This is a genomic window from Virgibacillus doumboii, from assembly GCF_902806455.1.
Lineage (GTDB): Bacteria > Bacillota > Bacilli > Bacillales > Amphibacillaceae > Lentibacillus > Lentibacillus doumboii.
This window is the reverse complement of record NZ_CADCWQ010000001.1, coordinates 2809779-2832713: the sequence shown is the minus strand read 5'-3', so window position 1 is coordinate 2832713 and position 22935 is coordinate 2809779. Positions and strand designations below refer to the sequence as shown.

The window sequence follows — 22935 nt, the reverse complement described above, 5'->3', positions numbered from 1 at the left end:
CCCCCTTTATGAATACTCTTCAGTTGTTTTCAATAATGCATTGGTTAAAATGTCAACAACCTGTGGAATAATCTCATGTTTGAATGTCATATTCGGGTGATGCAGCCCGGGCTTTAAATCACAGCCAATCGCAAGCATGGTCGCTTTAAGATGCGGTTTTTTGATCGTATAGAAATGAAAATCATCACCGCCTGTCGTTGTGATTATTGGCTCGAGCTTTTCAGCACCGCGGCTTTCGATAATTGCTTTTTCCATAATCGATGCTGCCTCTTCATTTATTACAGAAGCAGCGATATTTGCACCTATTTTCAAATCGATGGACACCTCATGATAGTCAGCAAGCATGTTGGCAATGGCTTCTGTTTTTTTCATCAGTTCTTCCATCACATCATTTGTCTGTGCACGAAGGTCAATCGAAAACGAAGCATTGCCGGGAATAATATTTTTACTTTCCCCGCCGGCGTGAAAAGAGGTCATTTTTGCGGAATGGGGAATCATTGGATTTACGTTTATATTATTCAGGTGCTGAACAAGTTCGGCACCAATCTGAATAGCATTGGCATTCAGGTGTGGTCTTGCTCCATGGGCATCATCACCACGGATTGTTCCTTCAACAAACTTGGCGGCACCGTGACGGATGGCTGGGGCAAATTGTTCAGACGTGAGCTCTTCAGCCGGTCGCAAATGCATGCCATATAAAAAGTCAACATCATCAACGATTCCTTTTTCAACATAGGACAATGCACCTGTGCCTTTTTCTTCTGCTGGCTGGAAAATAAACCGGAATGTTCCTTTTTCCGGATATCCCGTTTCCAAAAGCGTCATTAGTGAGCCGATTGCAATCGTCATATGTGCATCATGCCCGCATGAATGATTGGCCTGAAATGTACCATTGACTTCCTGCCACAATGCATCCATATCAGCGCGCATCGCAACAACCGGTTTTCCTCTGCCAATCTCAATAATAAGGCCGGGTGAATCATGAAATGTTGTGATGCTGCAATCATGCTTCTCGAACAGCTGTTTAATAAATACCGTTGTGTTATTCTCATCCCAGCTGACTTCAGGATGTTTATGTAAATGATCAAAGATAGATTTTAGCTGTGGAGTTATCTTTTCAATAGTAGACTTCATTACATTGCACCTCCTAACTTCGGTGAAAAAAATCAGTTGCCTGTACTGCATCAAACCGGGCTACACGCTGCTGGAATCTTTCCGGTGATCGTAATGTAATCGTTGAAATGATACTGTTTAACAGGGAAAAGACTGCAGGTGTCAGGTCAAGCGTCGATAATTCCTCCTGATGAATGGCTAACGTAATATCCGAATACTTTGATATGGGGGAGTATGGATTATCTGTAATAGCAATAATCGTAGCTCCTTGTTTTTTCGCCAATTCAGCCAGGTTAATTGTAGTAATACCATATCTATGAAAAGAAAAAGCAACAAAGACACTTTTTTCGTTTAATTCACTGATACGAATCAGAATATCATCATTTGCTATATATTGCCGTGCATTCCCTACAGCGATATCAAGTGCAAAGGTAAACCAGCTGGCCAATGAAAATGAAGCGCGGACACCTGCAACATATATTTTCTCGGCATTTAACAGTTCCGTTGAAGCCTGCTCCAGGTCATCTTCCGAGATTTGTTCGACTAATGTTTGAATGGTGTTTACATCCTTCAGCATTAATTTTTTAATCGAATCATCCTGTGAATGGCTGGAGACCTTTCTGTCCCGAAAATTAATTAAACTGCTTTTTTCCAGAATGCTTTTCCTGTTCTCCTGCTGCAAAACGCTATACCCTTTGTATCCTAACGTATGGGCAAACCGGATGACAGTAGTTTCACTGACACCAATTTGTTTACCGGCTTCTTTCGCAGAATTCATAGCAAAAACAGATGGATTACTGTATAAAAATGATGCTATTTTTTTAAAACTTTTTGAGAATGTTGATTGCTGTTCTTTTATTTTTTTGTGAAGGTTGTCCATAATTAACCTCCATATCTAGTACATTTGAAGGATTTCCTTTATTTTTTATTAAACTAGAAGTAAATACTTTATTTAATAGTAACATATCATGATTTCTATTTTTTCGCAATATGTAATTTTATCAATTATCTAAAAATTTTTAAAAATTTTTAAAAAAATCAACCTGGCCAAATGAATGACCAGGTTGTTATAGTTAAGCGGTTTTCCTGGAAATAAAGGTTTGAACGATAAGAAACAATCCGCCGACAGTCCAATACAGTGGCAGTGCAGCAGGTGCATTTATCGATACAATCCCAATCATAATCGGTGAGATTAATCCAAAAATCGCCATTTGTTTTTTCTGATTTGAATCCATACCAATTTGCGAAACACGGAATTGAACGAAGTAAACGAGCACGGCAAGTATCGTTAACAGTATATCCGTGTGTCCCAGGTTAAACCACAGAAAAGAGTGGGAAGCAATCTCAGGTGTTCGTCTGATCGCATAGTAAAAACCAATTAAGATTGGAAACTGAATAATCATTGGTAAGCAGCCCATTGAGGAAATCGGATTCAGTTGGTGCTTTTGATACAGCTGTGTCATTTCCTGCTGCATCAGCAATTTGGTTTCCGTATCATTTTTACCTTTATATTTTTCTTTGATGGCATCCATTTCGGGTTTCATGATTTTCATTTTCTCTTGCATTTCTTTACTGTTTTTCATTTGCTTCAGCATAAATGGCATAATCGCAAGACGGATTAACAACGTTATTGCGATAATCGAGAGGCCGAAGTTACCACCAAGAGATGATGCTGCACTTTTTATTAATAATGAAAATGGTAAGACGAGAAATTGGTCAAACCATCCTGATGAATTTTCACTGATCGGATCAGTTGTTGCACATCCTGTTAAGACTAGAATTAAAATTATCCCGATTAAGCTATATTTCGAAAAGAAAGTGAATACAGATTTTTGGTCCATTGTGGTCCTCCTCGCAGTATTGTGTTGTTTGTGAACGAGAAGGAATGGTTATCTGTATCGTCATCCGGTGCATCGATACGCTTTGTTGTATGTGTTATCCAGTTATGAATATCATCAATTTCACCAAGCGGTTCCTGATCAGGTAATTGCCTGAAACTTAACGCGTGACACTCTTTGGCATAATCATGGCTGCTCATGAATGTGTTGTTCATATCCACATTTAAAACGCGGATGCTGTACATGACGGACAGTGCAAAACCAAGATAAAAGTACATTGGTGACATTTCGCCGAGCAATTCATATAACAATTCGATGATCATCTGTATTCACCTCCTTATAATGCGTGTATACTTAAATACGTAATTAAGTAAACATTAGTTTCAATGATTTAATAGGAATATCCGGAAACTGGGAGGCGACAGCGGCATCAAACGTAATACATAGCAGTCCTGCGACATATAAAAATAGTACAAACCTATATAAAGGGTGAATACTATTGTGGTCGGATTTTAAAGCTTTTGCGCTTAAAGGAAATGTCGTGGATTTAGCTGTTGCCGTCATTATCGGAACCGCATTTGGAAAAATTGTTACATCATTGGTTGAAAACATCATGATGCCTTTGATTGGTATTCTCATTGATGGCATAGACTTCACCAATTTGACGTATACAGTCAGAAACGCGGATGTATTATATGGTGAGTTTATTCAATCGGTCTTTGACTTTTTAGTTATAGCATTTTCCATTTTCTTTTTCGTACGTTTAATGGCGAAGTTCAGGCGGGCAAAAGAACCAGATAAGCAACCGAAACCGGATGAAAAAGAAGAACTGCTCAGAGAAATTCGTGATCTTTTGAAGCGAGAGGAAAAGGGATCAGGTCATAAGGTAAAGGTGCATATCGGACGAAAAAAATAAACTGGTTTAAAGAGGAGAGAGAAATTGTGGTCAAAAAAGCAGCATTGTCATTCAGCGGCGGGAAGGATAGCTGCCTGGCTTTACATAAACTGGATGAACAAGGAGTGCAGGTAACTTGGCTGGTAACTACAGTTTGGAAAAAAAGCCACAGGACAGTTGCGCATGATCAGAAGCGGCAGTTAATCTTAGAACAGGCAGACCGTATAGGGCTACCCGTATATATTATCGAAACCGATTTTGAGACGTACACGGGGGATTTTGTGGCAGCATTGAAAAAACTGCGTGAGGACTATGGAGTTGACGGGGCTGCTTTTGGTGATATTTATCTGGAAGGTCATCGTGAGTGGGGCGAACAGGTGGCTCGTGCGGCTGGTGTTGAAGCAATTTATCCATTGTGGACGGAGCGGGAGAATGTGGTGCGTTTGCTGCGCGAATTTGTGTCGCATGGCTTTGATGCTGAGGTGATTAAGGTCGATAAAGATAGGCTTCCTGAAAGCTGGGTTGGCCGTAAAGTGGACGAGTCGTTTGTGGAAGATATTTTATTGTACGATGATGTCTGCCCGATGGGTGAGTCAGGTGAATATCATACGGCAGTTATGGATGGACCAATGTTTGGGAAGGGTTTGCGTGAAGACAACAGGAAAGGTTGAAAACAATGAAAACACTTATGGTAACAGGATACAAACCAATGGAACTAAATCTTTTCAAACCGGACGATAAGCGGATTTCCTTTATTAAAGCGGCGATTGAAAAAAGATTAGTTGGCTTCATAGAGGAAGGCCTGGAATGGGTGCTTATTTCCGGACAAATGGGCGTTGAATTGTGGACCGGTGAAGTTGTATTGGATTTGAAAGAACAATATGATGTGAATTTGGCGATGATTCCACCGTTTGAAAATCAGGAAAGTCGCTGGCCTGAGGCGGTTCAGCAAATTTACCAGGAACTCATGATGGTTGCTGACTTTTATCAGCCTCTTTATAAAGGAGACTACAAGGGTGCATATCAATTTAAGGCGAAAAATAAATGGCTGGTGGATAAAAGTGATGGCTGCCTGATTCTGCTCGATGACGAGAACCCCGGCAGTAATCGATTTTTTTATGAGGAGGCAAAGCTGGCGGAAGAATCAGGGGAATACCCGATTTTCGTGATCACCCCAAGTGATTTGGATGATATAGTTGAGGAAATGCGGATGTCTGATCCGGATTACTGGGGGTGACTCAAGTTGAAAAACACTAGATGCTGTAAAAATAAACTCGAAATACCGCTAAATGCCGAAGTTCACAGTGAATATGTCGAAGTTCACAGGAAAAATGTCGAAGTTCACAATCAGGAGCACCGAAGTTCACAATTGAAAAGTCGAAGTTCACATTATGTTCGCCTTTTTTTCGTCGAGGGTGTTATATTTTCGCAATAAAATTAATTAAAAGCAGGATTATTTTGAAAGATGTCGAATATGTAATCTTGTATCTATAAATAAAATAAGAGAGGTTGTGTTCGATTGTACGCAAAACCTATTGCAATCCCCAATCATATCCTGCAGGCACTGGCTTTGAACTCCCGTATTCCAGATACTCACCGGAACAAGCATTCCATTAATCAGAATGCCGCTAACCTCTACTCAGGTTTTAAAGGAGAGAAATCACTGAATTACAATCTGAGTTTTCTTCCCGAAGATGACTTCCTAATCTTCCACTACTTAAGGATCCCCGATGATAAAGGGCATTTTCAACTGGACTTTCTTCTTTTATCAATTTATTTTTTCCTTATTATTGAAGTTAAAAATATTTATGACCACGTAAATTTTGATGAAATGGGTCAGACCTACAGGGGCTCGGGTGAGAAAGTTGAAATATTTAAAAACCCTGTTGATCAGGTTAATCTACAGCACAGAAGGCTGTTGAGCTGGCTTCGCAAATATAATTTCCCCGCCATTCCAATTGAAAAAATTGTTGTATTCAGCCAAGACAAAACATACCTCAAAAATTTAGCCAACGATAAAGTTATTTCCGATATTGTCATGCATCGTGATAAAGTCCTTCCGAAAATCGATTTGTACATGAATAAGCATAAATCAGTATGTTGTTTAGACAATCAGTTACTGGAACTTTCTTATCAATTGCTTAAGCAGCACAACCCTGAGGAATATGATGGGATTAAAAAATTTGATATTACAACTGACGACCTGATAAAAGGCGTTATTTGTCCGGGCTGCGGAAGTATCCCAATGATTTGGCAAAGTGGAAAATGGTTGTGTGCAGGCTGTGGGTTTAAGTCGAAAACAGCCCATCAACCAACCTTGACAGATTATGCCTTGCTGGCAGGAGAGTATATCAATAATAGAGAAGCCCGGGATTTTCTAAAACTGGACTCGGATTATATAATTAAACGGATATTGCGACAAGAACAGTTTGAGCATTTTGGTGAAACCAGTGGTCGAAAATATAAAATTGACCTTGAAAAATTACAAAATGCCGAAGTTCACAATGAATATGTCGAAGTTCACAGGAAAAATGTCGAAGTTCACAATTCAGATCACCGAAGTTCACAACTATAATGTCCAAAGTTCACAATTTGTTCGCCTCATTGCCGGCGATGTTCAAGACAATACAGCCCGACCAAAAAGAAGCCTCACCAGCGAGGCTTCTTATTCATATCACTTACCACAAATAATCGAGCATCTCATTCCGGAACAGGTTGTTATCAATATTACATTGTTCGGCTTCAATCGCGTATTGCCATCCGTATAGCTTAGCGTTTTTCGGGCCGTTTGGGTTATATTTTGGGGCATTTTCTTTTGTGGTTATTTCATTTTGAGGAAATGCGCTCCATACGATTGTGTTTTTCTGTGCGTTTTTACTCATCGCATTGTATGCTTTCATGATTGAGCTGCCTTCATCAAAGACACCATAAATGCCTGGTTTATAAGAAGAACTGGACAGTGCATCATACCAGCCTTCCATAAATGCGGAAGTAACCGGAAAGCTTGGTTCGATATCGCCAAATATGGCTACTCCATCAGGGATACCGAGTTCTTTAGCGTATTCGATGGCTTGCTCAGCTTCCTTTACACCGTGATCATAACCCGTGGCATCGGTAAAATGGTTGTAGATGACAAGTATCCGTACGTTGTTTTCGTGTAAAAGTTGCACCTCTTCTTTATCGAGCCCTTTAGAAACATCTCCTTTTGTACCTAAATATCTGCCCCATACTTTCGGTTTACCATAATTGTTTTTAACACATTTATATAAATCCTGCGTTGTATAGCTGGCTGAGTCGACCCCCCAATAGATTTCCTGCGTACTCTGATTGTTTTGGTTGCCATTACCACCATCACCATTCCCGTTTCCGTTTCCACCATTTCCGGAGTCGGGCTGGTTGGATGGATTGTTTAAAAAGATTGCCAAAATTAATGGAGCTGCAATAAGAAGTACGCCTCCAATGATATAGAATATCCGGGATCTATTCATACAAATCCTCCCTTCACACCTTGTAACAGTGTATTTCGCCGAAGGGAGGCGTGTGTAGGCTGGGAAAAGGGATTGTTGAAAATAATGAATAAGTTTACTTTGCTTTGGTTTCTTAATTTTATTGACTCTGTTAAACTGAAGGAGACTTAAACAATATAAATTATAAATAGGCTTTTCGCCATCAAAATATGGTGGCGATGGGCCAATTTTTTCGTAAATTATAAAAGAAGAATTCATTTCATCAGAAAGGGAGTGACTATCATGCGGCTAATTCGTGCTGGAATTCATTTTTATCTGATTGGTATTATCATTTTAACGCTCGGTATTGCACTAACCATCCAATCCGGTTTAGGTGCGTCGCCGTTTGATGCGCTTCTGGTTGGACTGCACAGAACATTTGGATTGACTGTCGGAAGTTGGGAAATTGTTGTCGGCTTTTCGATGATCGTCTGTAATGCAATAGCTGAGAAAAAAGGGCCTGAATATTTTGCGCTGTTGACCTCATTTTTTACAGGAGTTGGCATTGATTCCTGGTTATTTGTACTGCGTGATTGGGTCTCGCCAGTAACATGGTTTGGTGAGTGGAGCGCATTACTTGTTGGGATTATTTTAATCGGGTTAGGTGTTGCGTTTTATCTGCAATCGAATATTGCCCCAAACCCAATGGACCGTTCGATGCTTGTTGTGTCTGATCTGACCGGATGGAGTGTTAAGTATTCGCGGGCATTGATCAGTATTGGGCTGGTAATCGTGGCTTTTCTTTTCAATGGTGCGATTGGGGTTGGCACGTTTATTAATGCATTAATTTCAGGAGTAATCATTGGTTTCTTTATACCGTATGTCAAGCTGATTAAAAACGGAGGACGAAAGCCTGGAAAGAAATGGGCCTCTTGATTTAAAGTATAGATTTTTTTCCTCGTCAAAAGCTAATAATGATTAGCAAAGGAGGAATTTATACATGGGTGGAAGACCTAAAGGACCAAAACAGCAGGAGCAGCCGAATTTGCCAAAAAGCCCCAAGCAGCCATACGGCGAACCGTTGCAGGGCTCGCATAAGGTAAAACAACGGAACCATTCACGGCAAAAACAGAAATCAGATCATGATATGTAAAAATCCTGGCAGCACACGAATAGTCAATTGGTTCGTGTGCTGTTTATGTTATGATAGCGTCAAAGAAGAAACGAGGTGTTGGGATTGAAAAAAATAACGTTCATTATGATGGTAAGTTTGGCATTGTTCGGGTGTAGTAATGCAGACGTTTCGCAGGATGTCGATGGCGAGCAGGACGATTACAAAAAAGATCGTTTGGAGCGGGAAGTCATTATTATGGATTCCGTAGATGACCCCCTTCCGCCTGAAGCCAAAAATGTTCAATCAATGCCAAGTAAAAATGAACCCCAGCAAATTCCAAACGCCAATTTGAATGATCCGATTGTAATTACGAAAATGCCAGTTTCAGAAACGGAAAAAGGTCAAGAATAGGCTGGAATTTTAAAAACACCGAAGTTCTGTGTGAAATCGCCGGAAATTATTATAAAAACGCCAAAGTAGAGAACAAATTCGCTGAAGTTCAGAACGAAATCGCCGAAGTTTGCATCAACCATTCAGGGGGAGACTATTATGACGTCAGAAGCAATTAAAAATATGCGCAAAAAACAATTCATCTTTATAAACGCTGTATCATTTACAGTACTTATGTTGTATATGGTGGTTGTCAATTATTCAGGGGTAAATCTGTCCAATCTTATTTTTTTGCTTGGTGCATACTTACTAATCCAGTCAGTGTATTTTTTGATAAAAAAAGATTCCACCAAATCATGGATTCCGATTGTAGAACAGGTTCGAACGTATGAGAAAGAGAAAATGGGAAAGGAATGGAAGCGACAGAATAAAGCGAGTTATGTAGTGAATATTTTCCTGGGCGGATTTCTCATGTTTCAGTCATCCTGGTTTCGTGATATGAATACTGAATATTCCATTGACATTCGGTTCTTCATGGTATTTATTATCGCTTTACTGGTTGCAATCAACATTATGCTGCTGCTTCATGCATACAAGGTCGACAGGTCAACTAATGAAGCAGACCTTAAAGGGTACACTTGGAAAACAACCTTGATTGGACTTGTGGCAGGATTACTTCTGGCAGGTGTGTTAATAATGGTCACTGTTTTTTATGTGCTGAGTACCATTTAGTTCAAAAAATAACTCCAGATTTTCCCTGGCTGATAGCAGGTTTTATTTCACCGATTTCCTTAGGTATCCATTTTGATTTTTTAAATGTCAGCACATGCAGTGTAAAGATAAGAATGGATGCCTTGTCAATCACTCCGTTTCCCGCGATGCATTTCGTGCTTATCACATCTTTTATAATAATTGGATAATACTCATTGATGTAATCGTTCCAAAGAAAACCACGGCCATCATGATCCAAAATTTTATATGACCTTTTCGCGTCAGCTTATTATTTTCGTCAACGTCATTCCGGAGAATCAAATGACCAATAAAAACGAATATCAACAGTCCTCCGACAAAATATAATGATTCCATCTGTAAAATCCCCTCTCCAAAAATAGTATTACTTTCCCCAAACTATCTGGGGACTTCCTCCCTAATTTGTTTTCGCCATAAAAATCCAGATTGACCAAATCGTAACGATGGACATGGACATGAGCAGGCTCAACATTTCGCCAGCAGCTAAAGGAACGAATTCTCCTGTCATGTTGACTGTTAACAGTACAATATAGAACAAAACAGCAATCATTGAATATTGCATGGTTTTTTGCTTAATAAATTTCATTCGCTCATCCTGCTTTTCAAGCTGTGGGAGCAAATAGGTTATAGCGAATAACATGTATACAATTGCACCATATACAAAAAGCAGCTTCAATGAAAATTCGCCTGCTGCAATTAATATGGACAGGTGTGTCAGAGTCAGCAGAAACGCCATGATTCCTAATATAAGAAAAGTTTTACGGGAAGCCATTTGAATTCCTCCTAAAAAGTTATGGTCTGTCACTTTCTTCCAAACTGAAAATGTGTTTCACTTCCGTTTCAAATACTTCCGCAATTAACAAGGCAAGTGGAAGGGAAGGGTTATATTTCTCCTTTTCAATGGAGATGATTGTTTGCCTGGATACGCCAAGTTTCTTTGCTAAAAATTCCTGTGAATATCCATGTTCTTTTCTGAATAAGGCTACTTTATTTTTCATGTTTACGCTCCAGTAAATTGTTTAATCATAGTATATTGTAAAGTAACCTTTACTGTCAAGCTCCTTTTACATTTTCTGAAAAAAGCGGTATAATTAGCAGTGGAATCTGTTACAATTGAACTAAATATACATTATTTAGGGGGAGAAGCATGGCAGCCGCATCAATTAAACTAATAAACTTATCGAAAACATACAGAAGACATAAAGCTGTAAAAGAATTAAATCTTGAAGTCGGCAAGGGTGAATTGTTTGGCTTTCTTGGGCCGAATGGTGCCGGGAAGACGACGACCATTAAAATGCTGACCGGCCTGCTTGAGCCGGCAAGCGGTTCTGCTGAAATTGCCGGCATTAATATATGGAAAGATCCAATCGAGGCAAAAAAGAAGATAGCCTATGTACCGGACCAGCCAAACCTGTATCCGAAATTAACCGGATGGGATTATTTGGAGTTTATTGCTTCGGTTTTCCAAATTTCACAAGAAAAGTTCCAATCGAAATCAAAAGAATTGCTGCAAATTTTTAACCTTACCGACCAGGCGAATGACTTAATTGAGAGTTACTCACACGGGATGAAGCAGAAAATTGCGATTTGCGGTGCATTGGTGCATGAACCGGATGTATTGTTTCTTGATGAGCCGACAGTGGGGCTTGATCCGAAGAGTGCACGCAGTCTGAAAAACCTGCTGCGTGAGCTATGCGATAATGGCATGACGGCATTTGTTTCAACCCACATTCTTGAAATTGCTGAACAGATGTGTGACCGGGTCGGGATTATTTTGGATGGAGATATCATTGCGCTCGGAACGATGGATGAGCTGAAAAGCAGTGGTGGTGATGCCCAACAGAGTCTTGAGGATATTTTCCTTGAGTTGACCGGCGGAGAAGATCAGCAGGCGCTGATAAGTGAAATCACCGATCAGGGTGATACCAAATGATGAATGTTCTGTTAAAAAACCAGTGGAAGATTCTCAAAAATACATTTCAGTCACAAGCTAAAAAAACGTACGCAAATTATGTATTCTCATTTGGTGTTCTGGCGGTCCTTTTATATTTCCTGTCCAGAGGCGTATGGGCAATCGGTGAATCAATTACAGGGTCAGTCTTAACAGGCATCCTGTCATATGGATTTCTTGTAATAATCGGACTTATTATTCTGCTTGGTCTTCCGCAAGTATTCAAGCATTTATATGCAGCAACAGACCTTGAACTCCTGTTTACGCTGCCAATCCCGACAAGAAACATCTTCTGGGTAAAATATCTGCAAAGTTTCGCCGGCATACCGTTACTTATTTTCACTTTTTTTGTCGTACCATTATTCATTTACGGCATATTAATCGACGCAAGCCTGCTCTATTATCCGGTTATGATTCTTGTTCTCATATCTGTAGTCGCAATCGGGCTTTCGATTGCCTATTTATTTAACCTGCTTTTGATTCAAGTTGTTCCGGCAAGCAAGGCAAATGAGTTCATGACAGCGATGAGTGTATTGTCAGGGGTATTTGTCTATTTACTGTTTATGATTCCGAACCTGGCGAATGATCAGCCAATGAGTGAACTGCTATTGGCAGGGCTGCCTTTGTTTCCGGAGTGGGTTCCCGTCAACTGGGCGGCAAATGCTGTTGCAAATGCCGCAGCAGGATCAATGGAATTTCTGTTGCCGTTTGTACTGATTATCCTGCTGGCAATTATCAGTTTTATCATAACCTCTTCATTGGTTGAAAAAGGCTTTCGAACCGGCTGGATTAAACTGAGTGAAGGCGGCGGGAAAAGAAAGAGGAAATCTGCCGCAAAACAATCAGGGTCTAAGTTGCGACATCCAATCATCGCAGTTGGAAAAAAAGAATGGTTTGCAATCAAACGTGATATGCGGGAATGGCTCGTATTCCTGCCTATCGTATTCTTTATTGTATTTGGATTTATCGGCTTTCTAAGCGGCGGTGCCAGTATCAGCGATCTGCGTGGGCCAAATGAAATATCGTGGCCAATCGCACAGGCAGTATTCCTGTTTATTTATGCCATGTTCAACGGTCAGCTGGCTGCATCGTCAATCGCCAGAGAAGCAACGTCCGTATGGATTCTGCGTGTTCTTCCGCTTTCAGGGAAAAATATTGCATACGGAAAGTTGTGGATCAGCTGGCTTATTCCGTTTGTTATTTTAACGGTTATTGAAATTGCGCTGGGGATATTTTTCGGTTGGACCTTTATCCAATTTATCGCTGGAATTGCAATGAAGGCTTTCATAACCCTTGGAATCAGTGGAATCGGATTGTGGCTAGGTACAATTGGTGCCAAATATAATCCGGCCAATCCGCAGAACCGGCTGAAATTTGGAACAGCAATCCTTTTGCTTGTTACTTCCTACGTTTACCTGTTCCTCGCGCTTATTCCGTTCGTTCTTATGCTGGTTCCGACTGAGGCGATGGGTGTTTTCCATGAAGGCAGTCTGCAAATTGATGGATTTATTGGTTTGATAGCAGGATTTGTCTATACCTTGCTGTCCTGGAAAGCGGCAAACCCGGTATTAGTGGCTGTAACAGGAATCCTCCTGATGATGATTATTTCACTTGGGACTGCCTATATGTTTACAAAAGCTGCTTCCCGGAAATTTGATAAGGGAATCGAAATTGATATGGTTCAGGATACGAAAACGAAACCATCACTTGGTAAAAAATCCGGCAGCCTGTATTAAGGAGGAGACGTATGCTCTGGATTGGTTTGGTCAATATTTTAATGGTCTTAATCGAATCGTTCAGCGCGGTCAATGAGAAAAGCTTAGCCCAACGGTATATGCATGCCATGTTTGCAGTGATGTTTTTGACTTTTTCTGTTGCGGCATTCATGGAACACATGTGGATTGGTCTTTTTGCGGTTCTATTTGGGTTTATTGGTATTTATATACGAAGGAACAGTATTGGAGAGGAAGCATAGTCTTCTTCTCTTTTTTTGTGTTAGTATGAAAGTTATAAAGGAGGCGTTGAAATGGGATTTATTATCAATTTAGTGTTTCTGGCTTTATCAATTTACATAGCTTACCTTGTCATAACAGTGGCAGTCAGACACGGGATTGACAGTTCGGAAGTCGGTAAAATGCTGAAACAAAAGAACGGTTTTAAGGAAGCAAAGTTTCAACCTAAAGATGATCTGGATAAGGATTGAGGTATGTTAAATGACATATAAAGGGAATTCGGGGAGCATTTGGTTTATACTCCTTGCAGTGTTTTCGATTCAATTAGTAGTTGAGTATAGCATTTATTACATATTTCTTACCATATTTATTTTGCTGCTTGCTTTCATGAGTTTTGCATTACGTATTGTTGATAATAAACTTATTTACAAAGCAACTATATTCGGCATAACTTTTTATAAAAAAACTTCGGAATCCGTTCAAATTACAGAACTAAAATTAAAGCGAGCCGGCTGGGCGAAGAAGTGTGCTATTGTAAAAGTGAAAGATGGTCTGAATCTAAGAATAATAGACTTTCATCCAAATAGTGTATATGATGAGTTGCAAAGTTTTGCTGAAAAGCATGGTATTCGTATGGTCCGGACAAAAAACTATGAGCTTTTAACGAAGATGCGATGGAGCTCGGGTACAGAATAGTTAATGGAAGGAGCTTGAATCTATGAAAATAAGAAAGGCAACCAAGCAGGACGCCCCGCAAATAGCGAAAGTTCACGTTGACAGTTGGCGCACCACATATAAAGGGATAGTTGCTGATTCCTTTCTGGATCGGATGTCCTACGACAACCGCACCAAGCGATGGGAGCATATTGCGTCTGCACAAAGTGTATTTGTTGCCGAAAACAATGACGGCAGAGTAGTTGGATTTGCAAACGGCGGGAAAGAGCGTGAAGGCAACTATCCCGGTTATGCTGGCGAGCTTTATGCCATTTATATTTTCAAAGAATACCAGGGCACAGGAATCGGCCGGAAGCTTGTTGAGGCAGTAGTTGACGACCTTCTTCATGACGGTTTTACCTCCATGCTTGTGTGGGTGCTGGAGGATAACGATTCTAAACATTTTTATGAAAAGATGGGCGGCAAGAAACTGGGGTATCAGGAACTGGAAATCGATAGTGAGAAACATAAAGAAATAGCATACGGCTGGGAGGATATCAGGAGCATCTCCAGATAAATTTTACCGTTCTCCTGATAAAACTACTGATCTCCTGTTAAACATTCTCATCTCCTGTTATTTTGATTTATCTCCAGTTAAATTATCTGCTGGTCAATTATTCATGAAAGAGGGGTATTATGAACTTCAAGGAATTTGGAACAATTTTATTTGTTGAAAACTATGAAAAGTGCATTGATTTTTATAAAAACAAGCTTCAATTAGACGTCCGGTTTGAAAAAGAAACCCTGGTATCATTTGATGTTCATGGCGGATATTTAATGGTCGAAAAAGGCGGATTCGGATCCGATGCTGAGAAAAACAGGCAGCAAAACCCGGTAGTACTACGGTTTGATCTAACTTCTCTTGAAGAAGCGGTACATAAGTTGGAAGAGCGTGGAGTCAAGCTTTTACATAAACGTTTAGAATTTGATTGGGGAATAATAGCAGTATTTATGGACCCCGATGGCAACCGAATCGAACTTAACGAGATTAAGGAGTGATAATATGCAATTCAACGATTTTTCAGCCGTACAAATCAGAGTTGCACGACCGACAGATAAATTTGAAGAGGTTATTGCGTTTTATGAAAAAGGCATTGGACTGGAACGATTAACAGACTTTACCAATCATGACGGGTATTCAGGGGTTATTTTAGGGATACCTAATGCAGCTTATCACCTGGAATTTACGAAACATGCAGATGGAAGTCCATGTCCGGCACCAACCGAGGATAATCTCCTTGTTTTTTATATTCCCAACAAAAGTGAAGTTGACTATATCGCAAATCGATTGCTTAAGATGGGTTATCCGGATGTACCGCCCGAGAATGACTACTGGAAGGAAAAAGGCCTTACGGTTGAGGACCCGGACGGATGGCGGGTTGTTTTGATGAATACAAATGGTATTTGAAAGGAGTTACACAATGGAAATAGAGCAATATACCGATAGAATCAATCAGGTTTATCCTGATTTGTCTATCGAAAAAGTCGAAAAGAATGAAACAGGTCAAAATAATGATGTACTGATAATCAACGATTCCCTGGTATTCCGTTTTCCAAAATATAAAGCTGGAATTGATAAGTTATATAAAGAGACAAAAATACTGGGACTTATAAAAAAAGGCATGAAGATACATACTCCAGATCCTATTTACCAATCTTTTGACAAATTAGAGGTGGGGAAAGTGTTTACCGGCTATCCTATGATCGAAGGGCATATTATACGGCCAGATGAATTTTCGAATGTTGAAGATAAGCCTAAACTAGATATACGATCATTAACATTAGTGAATTTTCTTATCAGATTACATGCTTATTCCAAGAAGGACCTGCCTGACGAATCGGTACCTATTTTTGATGAATATAAGGAGCTGTTTGAAAAAATTCAATTGAAGCTCTATCCATATATGCGCGATGATGCAAAGAATGAAGTGTCCACCCTGTTTGAGGATTTTTTTGAACGGATTGATGATTTTCATTTCACACCAACCCTGATTCACGGTGATTTTGGTGCATCAAATATTCTATGGGATGGTGACAACCTTCAATTAACAGGTGTCATAGACTTTGGTGAGTCCGGCTTTGGTGACCCTGCCTATGATTTTGCAGGTATATTGGCCAGCTACGGATATGACTTTTTTAAACTTTGTATTGGTCATTACTTTGATGACCCTGAGATTGAGAAACGTGCTGTATTCTATCAAAAAACATTCGCATTGCAGGAAGCGCTTCATGGAATCGAGAATGGGGATGAACTGGCATTTTCGAGAGGGATACAGGGATACACCTAGTTGGGGAGGAGAACTGAAATGGAATTGTTGCTTATTGTCGTATTCTAAATCCGGAGAACACCGGATATCAATAGAAACATCGGCAGAAGAAACAATATATCGCATACTTTCGGGTTCAACCCCTTACCACAAATCCTACCACAGTTTGATCACGTCTAATATTAGCAAATTAAAAGGAATTTCACCGAAGAACATCGAAATAGTATAGTAAATACAAAATCAAAGAAGGAGAACACCATGGAAATCCAAAAATTAAAATCAGGTGAAGCGGCACCAATGGATTTACTTCTTTTAGCTGATCCGTCGGAAGAAATGGTTATGGAATATTTGACGCAAGGGCAATGTTACGTAGCAAAAATAGATAATAAGATAGTAGGAGTATATGTTCTTTTCCAAAGAAGAAGAGATAAGATTGAACTTAAAAATATTGCCGTTGATGAGAGTGAGCAGGGGAAAGGGATTGGAAAGCAACTGATTAATCACGCTATCGCCAATGCCCGCCTGCTTGGATATAAATATATTGAAGTCGGGACAGGAAATTCCAGTATCGGACAGTTGGCACTCTATCAAAAATGCGGTTTCCGAATCACAGCAGTTATAAAGGATTTTTTTAAAAAGAATTATGAGGAAGAAATTATTGAGAACGGGATATTATGTCGGGATATGATTAAGTTACGGATGGATTTGAGTAAGTAGGAATCACTAAAGTTGATGTTGTAAAGGGTGAGTGGATGGAAAAATGGTACGGAGCAGCAGGTATATGCATGAATGCGTACAAGGAAATTTTGATGGTAAAGCAGGGTACACCGGAGGAAAAGAAGATGTGGTCCATTCCAACTGGCGGAAAAGAGCCCTGCGAAACTTTTCAAGAATGCTGTATCAGAGAGATTAGTGAAGAAACCGGGTATCATGGACGGATAATCAAGTCGCTGTTTGTAAAGCAGGGTACATCAAGTGGTGTGGCGGTAGAGGTGCAGTATTTTGCTGTCGAAGTATATGGCGGTTCAGCAAAAATACAGGACCCCGATAATCTAATCTATGAAATTGACTGGAAACCGCTTGATGAAATTAAAAATTTGGAGCTTTCATATCCAGGGGATCTGGAAGTTTTGGTGGAATATGTTGAAAACGGCGCTATAGCATGACGAAAAAACCTTAAAAGGGGATGAATTTGAATGAGTGGGATTAGACGTAAAATATAGTAAACGGGATCTGGAGTTGCCAAGGTATCGCAAAGAACTTCAGGATAATATCGAAAATGACTTATGTAACGACAATAACGTTTTAGCCGTGTTCTATGGCGGTTCGATTGGAAACCAGAATACAGATTTATTTTCCGATATTGATATAAGAGTCGTCGTTAAAGAAGAAGTATTTGAGGAATATCGACAAAATAAAAAGCTGCGGGCTGTTAATTGGGGAAATGTATTATTTTACGAGGGGTCCCCAGCCACTAATTTCATTGTAGCCCATTATGATTGCTTCATTAAGGTTGATTCTTTTTATTATCAACCTTCCCACATTCGGCCTTCCGTCTGGCTGAAAAATATCAAAATAGTACATGACACAAATGGGTTCATGAGCGGCATTCAAAGTGAGTCGGCGTCATTGATATACAGCCCCACTAGTAATGAGGTCGAATTTTGGTGCACCAAATTTTTTGCTCACTTTCATGAGGTATACAGGAGAGTGCAGCGAGGCGAAATATACTATGCACTGCATTGTGTTGATCAAATGAGGTTGGCTATCGTTTCAGGATGGTATATGGATGCTGGCGTTCATCCGAACACACTCGGCGATTGGGCAAATCTTGAGGGTGAACGGAGTAAATTAAACCAAGCACAATCAGAACTGCTCGAAAGTTGGGATTGCGGCAGGTCACCGGATGAAATAATGGGAGTGGCAAAAAGCATGATCCCGGAATTTCGTCATATTCATAGCAGCTTATGTGAAAAAGTCGGAATAAACAAGGATTCAAAATGGTTGGATAATGTGTTCAACCAAGTGCTGCAGGAGGAGTCAAGGTAATGCTGAAATATACGATAAGTTTTATTAAAAGAGGCAACGAAATATTGATGCTGAATCGGGAGTCGTCACCATGGACTGGGATGTGGAATGGTGTAGGTGGAAAGGTTGAAAAAAATGAATCTGCCATGGATTGCATTCTGCGTGAAATCAAAGAGGAAACAGGTATTGAGGATGCAAAGGTAAATTATCGGGGAAATGTCACCTGGTCAAAAGCGGATGGTACTAATCTCGGCGGCATGTATGTGTTCATCGCTGAGCTTCCGGAGACATATGAATATAATACACCGAAAAGTACTGAAGAAGGCATTTTGGATTGGAAAAAGATATTTTGGCTTCTGGATGAAGAAAATGTTGGGGTTGTGGGAAATATTAAATACTTCCTGCCTAAAATGCTGAATGAGTCAAATACATATAATTATCGATTTGTTTATCAGGATATGGAAATTATTGATGTTATTATCGAGCCACTGGAAGCGTTCATAACTTAACGGAAAGTTGGTGAATTCAATGGGTACGGCCTCGTGGATTGCTGTCGCTTTTGCAGTAGCTGTTGCTTTGGGTCTGTTTGGTAAAGGTAAGAAGAAAAAGAAATAAGATAAGGGTGGAAAACCTATGCTTACTTACGTCTTTTACACGCTTGTATCGGTTACATTGATTTCAGTAGCATTCGCAATCAAAGGAGACCACCAGGCACGATTATATTGGATAGCTGCTCTAACGTCGTATGTTCTCAGTTTTCTGGGCGGCTTTTCAGTTGGTCAAATCACGGTTGGATTCACTTTTGTATTCGTCATGCTCGCCATCGCTCATTCGTTTAATTGGGTGAAAAATGGACTGTATTATGCTGGGTTTTTAATGCTGGGGCTTGTAATTGGCGGAATAATGGTTTTCTTTGTTGATGATTACTGGTTGTTTTTTCCGTTTGCAATTTTTGGTTGATTCAACTACTTGGATTCTACAAGGAATGGGATTTGTTATGAGAGTTATGCTGGAGTTATTTCGAATTATATTTATATTTTTATTGCTCGGCAGTCTTATATGGCTGATTGTAGAAAAAATATATGCGAATACCGGTGCGGAAAAATACGGATGGATTGGCGGGCTTAGTATTTACGTTTTTCTTTTTGTGTTATATCGAAACAGATGGCAGTTTTCCGGGTGGTACAAAGGGAAGGGACGTCAAAAGTTATCCGGGAAAACGACAAAACATCTTTATATTGTTTCCATTACACTTTTTGTCAGCCCGTTTATTGTAAGTGGAATTGAGGGATTACTATAAATTTATTTAAACATATACTCGTAAAGGAATAGTCGAAGTTAGGTATAGAAGAGGAGCATTAAATGCGTAATATAAAACTATCAAATGGCAATGTGGTTGAAGTCGAATGCCTGAGCTGTGCCTTAACAAGTGGTGCAATTGAGCCTGATGGCGGTGTAATCATCGAGACGGATTATTTTCATGCACATCAGGATGTTGCCTATCCAATCAAGGGACTGGTGATTCTGGCTTCCAAACGTCATATCAAAAGCTTTGATGAATTAACCAGTGACGAACAACAGGATTACATTAAACTGCTGGCCAAAATAAGGAAAGCACAGCGGGACGTCCTGGGAATTGAATACGTTTATTATTTCTATAACGAAGATACAACTCACCATTTCCATACGTGGATGGTACCGCGCTATGATTGGATGTATGATTTTGGCCGTTCGGTTGAATCTGTCCGATCGGTTTTGCTTCACGCGAGAAATCATATGAATGATGTCGAAAATCTGGGCCAGGTTATGACAGCAATTCAAGGATTAAAAACAGAACTGAATGGCGTAAGGAGTTAAAACTGCATGATACTAGATCACGAAAACGGCCTGTTTCTCATGCGCAATGACCATCTGGGTGAGCGCAATTGGCGAAGTGATGGCTGCTACAAAATAATTTTTTCACCATATGGCAAAGGAATCTATCAAACGCGACGTCGGGATGTGTCTATCGATTCCGGTAATTTTTTGATTTTCAACCCAAACGAAGAGCATAAACAGCTGCAGGTTGCTGAGGAGAAATTCCTTGTTGAGATGGAGCAGCCTTTACTAATCGATGTTGCCGAGCAGCTGGGTCTAAACGTATCAGAGCCGGAATTTGCTCTGCTGCCATTCAAAAATCCGCATATTTTAAATTGGATTACGTTTATTCGTGAATATATTAATGTGTCATCTAATGCGTTATTCATTGAAAACAGCCTTACCCAGCTGGCAATTCTGATGCTGCAAAATGGCCCCGGGTCACACCTTAATCAATTGCCGGAAGTAACCGGAGAATTAGACAATGTCATCAATGCTCTTCAAGAAAGTTATGATGAAGAATGGTCGCTGGAAGAAATGGCGACTGTTGCCGGTTTAAACAAATTCCAGTTTGCGCATACGTTTAAAAGCAAAACTGGATTGTCACCATACTCCTGGCTGCAATTGTACCGTCTGATAAGAAGCCAGCATTTCTTAACCTACACGGAGGAAACTGTGTTATCTATCGCCTTAAAAGTTGGATTCAAAAATATTGCTTCTTATAATAGTTTATTTAAAAAAATTTATGGAAAAACCCCTACTGAATTTCGCATGTTTCATCGAAAAAACAGTTAGGCTGCTTATACTTATAATCAGTATCATTATACCGCTTCCGATCATCAGCCATTGGATTGGAATGAAGGAAACTAATGCCCCGTACAAAATCAGAGATATCGTATTCGAAAGATACAGCAAAAATGCATTCGAACTAAACGCGCGGCCGAGCTTATTTTCAGGTACGTTTTCCTGAATAAGATATACTCGTGCCAAACTTGATATCGGGAGTCCAATCCCAACTAATATGGCGCCTATAAAAAAATGCTCAATTTCATAAAAAATTCCGTAATATGTTATGCCAACTCCCCAGATGACTGCACCCAGCAAATAATGTTTTAGAGTCAATTTCTTTGCAAATAACGGTATAATGATGTTTGTTAAAATAACTACACCGCCAAATACGCCCTGAAGTATCGCATATAATTCCTCGCTTTTGCTGGTCATTTCCGCTAGCGCGAGAAGCAATCCTACTTCCCATACCCATGTATTGAAAAATACAATGGCGAACGTGAAAATAAAAAGCTGTTTTATTGTCAGTTGTTTTTTTGCCCAAGTAAAGAAGTTTGCTATCGCATGAAAGATTCCTTTAACCGATTTTTTTACTTTTTCTTTTTGTTCGATAAAATGCACTTGGAGAAGGGAGGCAACACTGACGACATATGTTAGCGCGTCGATCAGGAAAAAATAGATCACGCCGTATGACAGCAGCCAGACCGATATGATCGGGCTTAAAACTGTGACACCACGGCTTACTGTATCGTTTAAGCTGTTTACCAGAGAGCGCTCCTCAGGTTTCGTAATAATTGGCAGTATTGCCCGGTGTGCCGGATTAAAGAAGCAACCGATTGTCTGGATAATAAAACTTATGATAAGCAGATAAACATAACTCAGCAAATTGAAGTGATGTAAAAGAAACACCGAAAAAATCAGTGGAACACGAATAATATCAAGCGTGATTAAAAGTCTTTTTCGCGGCAGCCAATCAGCAACCACTCCTCCAACCAGACCAAACAACAGATACGGGGCCGTCTCAGCAATTGCCATCCCGGTCGTCTGTATGGTTGATCCGGTTAAATCATAGGCAAGAAACAAAAACGCCATCCCGGATAAAACATCACCAAGCCGCGAGATACCACCACCGATTAAATAGTAGCGGATATTTTTATTTTGCAATAAGATTTTATACATAATACCACCTCTATAACTACTCTATCGATAATAGAGGTGACCGTCTTATTAAATATTGCTGGTTTAACAAACAAGATTCTACTCCTATAATCGAATCAGAATTAAAAAAAGTGTCATAAATTTTTTTGTAATTTATGACACCTTTTCGGTCTGGAATTCGATAATAGTATAAAAGGGGATTTCTATAAACCCAGTTCCTCAATCTGTTTTTTAAGCGTTGTAATGTTTTCAATGGTCTCGTAGATTTCTGATTGTTTTAGCTGTTCAATAGCTACTTCACCATTCTCCAATACATTGTTGATTCCATCGAGCAGCACCTGGCTCTTATTTTCCAGTTCCTTGTGAAGGCCTTCAGCAATGGATGGCGGCTCTATTTCCATGAAATCTTCAATTGTCGTCTGCAATGACTCCAATTGGGTTTTCAGTTCAGCCCCTTCAAGGGAAGGTGCTTCTTCCGCAAATGTGCTTAGTTCATTCATATATTCAGTTGCTTCGTTTGCATAGTTTAAGGAGTCGTTAGCTTCTTCAAGTAAAGAACATCCGCTAAGTGCTATAACCGACACAATTAGAATGCTAATAAATTTTTTCATGATTATCTCCTTTCAATTATACTAATTATAACATAACATGGGTTGTAAGATGCGTCGTGAATTTG

Annotated in this window: 36 protein-coding genes; 25 read left to right on the top strand and 11 right to left on the bottom strand. The window is 39.8% G+C overall.

The window, feature by feature from the left end; translation table 11 throughout:
* Window positions 1–6: 6 nt before the first annotated feature.
* The 4 genes from G6R02_RS14170 to G6R02_RS14155 all read right to left on the bottom strand — a co-directional run bounded on the left by G6R02_RS14170 (window position 7) and on the right by G6R02_RS14155 (window position 3274).
* Window positions 7–1134, bottom strand: a complete 1128-nt coding sequence (locus G6R02_RS14170) for a M20 peptidase aminoacylase family protein (RefSeq protein ID WP_164669877.1) — start codon at window positions 1132–1134, stop codon at window positions 7–9.
* Between the two features lie 13 nt (window positions 1135–1147).
* A complete protein-coding gene (locus G6R02_RS14165) occupies window positions 1148–1993 on the bottom strand; it encodes a MurR/RpiR family transcriptional regulator (protein ID WP_164669875.1) in 846 nt (281 codons plus the stop codon).
* A 193-nt stretch (window positions 1994–2186) separates the two neighbouring features.
* The gene (gene yidC, locus G6R02_RS14160) at window positions 2187–2954 is read right to left on the bottom strand and encodes a membrane protein insertase YidC (protein WP_164669874.1); all 768 of its coding nucleotides are present in this window, start codon (window positions 2952–2954) and stop codon (window positions 2187–2189) included.
* On the bottom strand, window positions 2909–3274 hold the full coding sequence (locus G6R02_RS14155; RefSeq protein ID WP_164669873.1) for a hypothetical protein: 366 nt from the start codon (window positions 3272–3274) through the stop codon (window positions 2909–2911). Before G6R02_RS14155 ends, yidC begins: the two co-directional genes overlap by 46 nt.
* Before the next feature lie 176 nt (window positions 3275–3450).
* On the opposite strand from G6R02_RS14155, the gene mscL reads away from it, so the two are divergent.
* The 4 genes from mscL (at window position 3451) to G6R02_RS14135 (ending at window position 6421) form a co-directional block, all read left to right on the top strand.
* The gene (gene mscL, locus G6R02_RS14150; RefSeq protein WP_164669872.1) at window positions 3451–3867 is read left to right on the top strand and encodes a large conductance mechanosensitive channel protein MscL; all 417 of its coding nucleotides are present in this window, start codon (window positions 3451–3453) and stop codon (window positions 3865–3867) included.
* Window positions 3868–3893: 26 nt separating this feature from the next.
* Window positions 3894–4517 carry a Dph6-related ATP pyrophosphatase gene (locus G6R02_RS14145; protein WP_164669871.1) on the top strand — a complete coding sequence of 208 codons (624 nt, stop codon included), beginning with the start codon at window positions 3894–3896 and terminating at the stop codon, window positions 4515–4517.
* A gap of 5 nt (window positions 4518–4522) precedes the next feature.
* Entirely contained in the window at window positions 4523–5083 is a 561-nt protein-coding gene (locus G6R02_RS14140) for an SLOG family protein (protein WP_164669870.1), read from the top strand.
* Between the two features lie 282 nt (window positions 5084–5365).
* A complete protein-coding gene (locus tag G6R02_RS14135) occupies window positions 5366–6421 on the top strand; it encodes a nuclease-related domain-containing protein (protein WP_164669869.1) in 1056 nt (351 codons plus the stop codon).
* A gap of 103 nt (window positions 6422–6524) precedes the next feature.
* Here G6R02_RS14135 and G6R02_RS14130 read toward each other — a convergent pair whose 3' ends face one another.
* A complete protein-coding gene (locus G6R02_RS14130) occupies window positions 6525–7334 on the bottom strand; it encodes a glycoside hydrolase domain-containing protein (protein WP_164669868.1) in 810 nt (269 codons plus the stop codon).
* A 261-nt stretch (window positions 7335–7595) separates the two neighbouring features.
* Between G6R02_RS14130 and G6R02_RS14125 the strand changes: the two genes are divergently transcribed.
* The 4 genes from G6R02_RS14125 (at window position 7596) to G6R02_RS14110 (ending at window position 9528) form a co-directional block, all read left to right on the top strand.
* Window positions 7596–8228: a YczE/YyaS/YitT family protein gene (locus G6R02_RS14125; protein ID WP_164669867.1), complete on the top strand. Its 633-nt coding sequence runs from the start codon at window positions 7596–7598 to the stop codon at window positions 8226–8228.
* 64 nt (window positions 8229–8292) lie between these two features.
* A complete protein-coding gene (locus G6R02_RS14120; RefSeq protein WP_164669866.1) occupies window positions 8293–8445 on the top strand; it encodes a small acid-soluble spore protein P in 153 nt (50 codons plus the stop codon).
* Window positions 8446–8529: 84 nt separating this feature from the next.
* The gene (locus G6R02_RS14115; protein WP_205520145.1) at window positions 8530–8817 is read left to right on the top strand and encodes a hypothetical protein; all 288 of its coding nucleotides are present in this window, start codon (window positions 8530–8532) and stop codon (window positions 8815–8817) included.
* Between the two features lie 138 nt (window positions 8818–8955).
* Window positions 8956–9528, top strand: coding sequence for a hypothetical protein (locus G6R02_RS14110; protein WP_164669865.1), 573 nt, complete (start codon window positions 8956–8958; stop codon window positions 9526–9528).
* 1 nt (window position 9529) lies between these two features.
* Here G6R02_RS14110 and G6R02_RS20260 read toward each other — a convergent pair whose 3' ends face one another.
* From G6R02_RS20260 to G6R02_RS14095, 4 genes are all read right to left on the bottom strand, one after another.
* Window positions 9530–9661, bottom strand: coding sequence for a hypothetical protein (locus G6R02_RS20260; RefSeq protein ID WP_281347113.1), 132 nt, complete (start codon window positions 9659–9661; stop codon window positions 9530–9532).
* Between the two features lie 38 nt (window positions 9662–9699).
* Window positions 9700–9882 carry a hypothetical protein gene (locus tag G6R02_RS14105; protein ID WP_164669864.1) on the bottom strand — a complete coding sequence of 61 codons (183 nt, stop codon included), beginning with the start codon at window positions 9880–9882 and terminating at the stop codon, window positions 9700–9702.
* Window positions 9883–9943: 61 nt separating this feature from the next.
* Window positions 9944–10318 carry a hypothetical protein gene (locus tag G6R02_RS14100; protein ID WP_164669863.1) on the bottom strand — a complete coding sequence of 125 codons (375 nt, stop codon included), beginning with the start codon at window positions 10316–10318 and terminating at the stop codon, window positions 9944–9946.
* A gap of 19 nt (window positions 10319–10337) precedes the next feature.
* A complete protein-coding gene (locus tag G6R02_RS14095; protein ID WP_164669862.1) occupies window positions 10338–10544 on the bottom strand; it encodes a helix-turn-helix transcriptional regulator in 207 nt (68 codons plus the stop codon).
* Window positions 10545–10693: 149 nt separating this feature from the next.
* On the opposite strand from G6R02_RS14095, the gene G6R02_RS14090 reads away from it, so the two are divergent.
* The 17 genes from G6R02_RS14090 to G6R02_RS14010 all read left to right on the top strand — a co-directional run bounded on the left by G6R02_RS14090 (window position 10694) and on the right by G6R02_RS14010 (window position 21110).
* A complete protein-coding gene (locus tag G6R02_RS14090) occupies window positions 10694–11479 on the top strand; it encodes an ABC transporter ATP-binding protein (RefSeq protein WP_164669861.1) in 786 nt (261 codons plus the stop codon).
* Complete coding sequence (locus G6R02_RS14085; RefSeq protein ID WP_164669860.1) at window positions 11476–13233, top strand: putative ABC transporter permease subunit; 1758 nt, start codon at window positions 11476–11478, stop codon at window positions 13231–13233. Before G6R02_RS14090 ends, G6R02_RS14085 begins: the two co-directional genes overlap by 4 nt.
* Before the next feature lie 11 nt (window positions 13234–13244).
* Window positions 13245–13472, top strand: coding sequence for a hypothetical protein (locus G6R02_RS14080; RefSeq protein WP_164669859.1), 228 nt, complete (start codon window positions 13245–13247; stop codon window positions 13470–13472).
* A 51-nt stretch (window positions 13473–13523) separates the two neighbouring features.
* A complete protein-coding gene (locus tag G6R02_RS14075; protein WP_164669858.1) occupies window positions 13524–13700 on the top strand; it encodes a hypothetical protein in 177 nt (58 codons plus the stop codon).
* A 10-nt stretch (window positions 13701–13710) separates the two neighbouring features.
* Entirely contained in the window at window positions 13711–14145 is a 435-nt protein-coding gene (locus G6R02_RS14070; RefSeq protein WP_164669857.1) for a hypothetical protein, read from the top strand.
* A 22-nt stretch (window positions 14146–14167) separates the two neighbouring features.
* Entirely contained in the window at window positions 14168–14680 is a 513-nt protein-coding gene (locus G6R02_RS14065) for a GNAT family N-acetyltransferase (RefSeq protein ID WP_164669856.1), read from the top strand.
* A 119-nt stretch (window positions 14681–14799) separates the two neighbouring features.
* Window positions 14800–15162 carry a VOC family protein gene (locus G6R02_RS14060; RefSeq protein ID WP_164669855.1) on the top strand — a complete coding sequence of 121 codons (363 nt, stop codon included), beginning with the start codon at window positions 14800–14802 and terminating at the stop codon, window positions 15160–15162.
* 4 nt (window positions 15163–15166) lie between these two features.
* Window positions 15167–15571: a VOC family protein gene (locus tag G6R02_RS14055; RefSeq protein WP_164669854.1), complete on the top strand. Its 405-nt coding sequence runs from the start codon at window positions 15167–15169 to the stop codon at window positions 15569–15571.
* A 13-nt stretch (window positions 15572–15584) separates the two neighbouring features.
* Window positions 15585–16451, top strand: a complete 867-nt coding sequence (locus tag G6R02_RS14050; RefSeq protein ID WP_164669853.1) for a phosphotransferase family protein — start codon at window positions 15585–15587, stop codon at window positions 16449–16451.
* A gap of 237 nt (window positions 16452–16688) precedes the next feature.
* A complete protein-coding gene (locus tag G6R02_RS14045; protein WP_164669852.1) occupies window positions 16689–17147 on the top strand; it encodes a GNAT family N-acetyltransferase in 459 nt (152 codons plus the stop codon).
* A 35-nt stretch (window positions 17148–17182) separates the two neighbouring features.
* Window positions 17183–17596, top strand: coding sequence for an NUDIX domain-containing protein (locus G6R02_RS14040; protein WP_164669851.1), 414 nt, complete (start codon window positions 17183–17185; stop codon window positions 17594–17596).
* Window positions 17597–17630: 34 nt separating this feature from the next.
* Complete coding sequence (locus G6R02_RS14035; protein WP_164669850.1) at window positions 17631–18479, top strand: aminoglycoside 6-adenylyltransferase; 849 nt, start codon at window positions 17631–17633, stop codon at window positions 18477–18479.
* A complete protein-coding gene (locus G6R02_RS14030; protein ID WP_164669849.1) occupies window positions 18479–18967 on the top strand; it encodes an NUDIX hydrolase in 489 nt (162 codons plus the stop codon). The genes G6R02_RS14035 and G6R02_RS14030 overlap by 1 nt, the downstream gene beginning before the upstream one ends.
* Window positions 18968–19091: 124 nt before the next feature.
* Window positions 19092–19418 (top strand): hypothetical protein, encoded by a 327-nt coding sequence (locus G6R02_RS14025; RefSeq protein WP_164669848.1) that lies wholly within the window; start codon window positions 19092–19094, stop codon window positions 19416–19418.
* Window positions 19419–19443: 25 nt separating this feature from the next.
* Complete coding sequence (locus G6R02_RS14020) at window positions 19444–19758, top strand: hypothetical protein (protein WP_246202570.1); 315 nt, start codon at window positions 19444–19446, stop codon at window positions 19756–19758.
* Between the two features lie 62 nt (window positions 19759–19820).
* Entirely contained in the window at window positions 19821–20315 is a 495-nt protein-coding gene (locus tag G6R02_RS14015; RefSeq protein WP_164669847.1) for an HIT family protein, read from the top strand.
* A 6-nt stretch (window positions 20316–20321) separates the two neighbouring features.
* A complete protein-coding gene (locus G6R02_RS14010; protein WP_164669846.1) occupies window positions 20322–21110 on the top strand; it encodes a helix-turn-helix domain-containing protein in 789 nt (262 codons plus the stop codon).
* Here the strand turns inward: G6R02_RS14010 and G6R02_RS14005 are convergent.
* Both G6R02_RS14005 and G6R02_RS14000 read right to left on the bottom strand, forming a co-directional pair.
* Entirely contained in the window at window positions 21045–22280 is a 1236-nt protein-coding gene (locus G6R02_RS14005) for an MFS transporter (RefSeq protein WP_164669845.1), read from the bottom strand. The two genes, G6R02_RS14010 and G6R02_RS14005, sit on opposite strands and share 66 nt — an antisense overlap.
* 182 nt (window positions 22281–22462) lie before the next feature.
* The gene (locus tag G6R02_RS14000) at window positions 22463–22870 is read right to left on the bottom strand and encodes a DUF6376 family protein (RefSeq protein WP_164669844.1); all 408 of its coding nucleotides are present in this window, start codon (window positions 22868–22870) and stop codon (window positions 22463–22465) included.
* Window positions 22871–22935: the final 65 nt, after the last annotated feature.